The following is a 2,415-nucleotide window of genomic DNA, read 5'->3' as shown; positions in this document are numbered from 1 at the left end:
TCCTTTTATCTATATTTTATCTATATATTATATAATGTGATACATTAACAATAAGGAACATTCTAAATGAAAAATATTCTCCAATTGCTCTTAACCACCATGCTATTTCTCTCTCTATTCAATGGTTGTGCATCAAAACAGAATCATGAGTCAACTCCAAAAGGCTTTGATAGTGCAAGAACTATTAGAACAACCAATAGCTCTAATGTAGTTTGCCACAACTGTCGTGCAAAATTCAAATTATCACATAGAATACAAAAACTTGTAGGAGAAGGTAACGCTGAAGTAGCTTGTCCTGTATGTCACAAAAACTATCTTACAGGTGCAGTAGTTAAGCATTAGAATTAAGAATTTAGACAAGGGAGTCCCTTGTCTCTACTGTTTTGAAATTGAAATATTGTAGGGACAATGGCACTGCCTTGTCCTAATAAATCAATGTTTTACAACTCACTCAATTGAGTCTCATATTTTTGCCCTATCTCATCCAAAGCATCACTAGCCACCTCAAGCCTAACAAACAACTCATCTATCTCTATTTGCGTCTTCCCTATATTTTGAGAATACTCTATCATTCCGTTGTTATCACCAGAGTTAGAAGCCTCGATGAGTTTCTCATTTTGCTCTTCAAGTAACTCCTCTAGTTCCATAATCCTCTCTTCGCAAAACTCTAACTCTTTTTTGTGAGCTGATGACTCCTTGCTTCTAGCCTTAATTAGAGCTGTTCGCTGTTTTTTTAACTCTTTTCTATCTATTTTGGGTTTTGGGTCAAGACTCGGCTTGACCCCTACAGTGTTGCCCTCCTCTTCCCAACCTATCTTCTCCAAAAACTCATCATAGCTTCCATCAAAATACTCTGCTCCATTTTTATGAAATATAACCAAAGCATCAGCCAGTCGTCTTAAAAGCATCTCGGAGTGAGTAACCATAATCGTCGCACCCTCAAATCTCTCAATAGCCTCACAAAGCGACTCAATCGACTGCATATCCAAGTGGTTTGTAGGTTCATCAAGTAGAAGTAGATTTGATTTTGTTGCGATAATCTTCCCCAACATTACACGGCTTCTCTCTCCACCTGATAAGACAGATATTTTTTTATCTGCTAACTCACCTGAAAACATCATAGTCCCACAGATTCCTCGCACTTGTGCAACTCCTAGCATCTTATCCACTGAACTTATCTCATCAGATACACTATTCATGGTATTTAGCCGTTCGATATTGGTCTGTCCAAAGTGAGCCAAAGTTGTAGAGGGGTGAAGCTTGACCTCCCCTTGCTGTTTTGGAAGTTCACCAGCAATATAGTTAAGCAGAGTTGATTTACCTTTACCATTTTTTCCTATAATCGCTAGAGTTTTTCCGTTTTCTAAAGCAAAAGAGAGATTTTGAAATAGAAGTTCATCCTCTTTATACCCAAAGCCTAACTCCTCTGCTCTTAGGGTAATCTTTGCAGGTGTCTCTCTGTAGCTAAAATTAAAAGCTAGATTGGCTTCATTTTCAAGTGAATCCATATCCTCCATCTTCTCTAACATCTTCGCTTTTGACTGAGCAAGTGCGGCCGTTGAGGCTCTAGCCTTGTTCCTAGCTACAAAATCCTCTAGCTCTTTCCTCTTCTTCTCTTGGTTTTGTCGGGTTTTCTCATAGGTCTCATCTTGTAGAGTCAATGTCTCATCATACTTCTTCGTTCCACCTTGAATGATTCGTAGAGATTTTCGCTGTATCCCCATCGTATGCGTAGTAACAGCATCCATAAACTCACGGTCATGGGTAATCAAAATAACCTCACCCTCAAACTCACGAATAAACTGTTTGAGCCAACGAAGTGAGAGAATATCAAGATAGTTGGTAGGCTCATCTAGTAGCAACATATTTGGCTCCGTTGCCAAGAGTTTAGCAAGATTGATACGAATCTGAAAACCACCAGAGAAGCTAAGTGGGTCTTTCTCTAAATCCTCTGTAGTAAATCCCAGCCCAAAGAGGATTTTTTCTATCTTGTAGAAGTTATACTGCTCTTCAACAGAGAGAATTTGAGAACACTCCTCTCGAACTGTAGGTTTGTCAAACTTTAGATGTTGACGCAGAGTGCCTATCTTGTAGTTTTTAGGGATGGAGACATCACCACTATCATGGCTCTCTTCATCTAGTATGATTTTAAACAGAGTTGACTTCCCTGAACCATTTCGACCGATAAGCCCTATCTTTTGGTTGGATGACATCCGTAGGTTTACATCCTCAAATAGTGTCTGTCCAGAAAAACTTTTATTTAGGTTTGTTAGTTGTATCATTTTTATTCCATTGTATATCTTAGTAGACTTCTTCCAAAACTAGGAACCGATGGCTTTAGCCCAATGCCAATGAATTAAGAATATTGTTATTGATTTATTAGGACAAGGCAGTGCCATTGTCCCTACAATATTT

2 protein-coding genes are annotated in these 2,415 nt (G+C 38.6%); one reads left to right on the top strand and one right to left on the bottom strand.

The features are described 5' to 3' along the window. Positions 1 to 66 precede the first annotated feature (66 nt). Complete coding sequence (locus tag GSY74_RS10240; RefSeq protein WP_164665004.1) at positions 67 to 342, top strand: hypothetical protein; 276 nt, start codon at positions 67 to 69, stop codon at positions 340 to 342. Positions 343 to 440: 98 nt separating this feature from the next. Here GSY74_RS10240 and GSY74_RS10235 read toward each other — a convergent pair whose 3' ends face one another. Further along, entirely contained in the window at positions 441 to 2,282 is a 1,842-nt protein-coding gene (locus GSY74_RS10235) for an ABC-F family ATP-binding cassette domain-containing protein (protein WP_164665003.1), read from the bottom strand. Positions 2,283 to 2,415: the final 133 nt, after the last annotated feature.

It is taken from the genome of Sulfurovum sp. bin170, from assembly GCF_010892395.1.
Lineage (GTDB): Bacteria > Campylobacterota > Campylobacteria > Campylobacterales > Sulfurovaceae > UBA1140.
The sequence above is the reverse complement of the archived record's forward strand: the minus strand, read 5'-3'. Positions and strand labels throughout refer to the sequence as shown.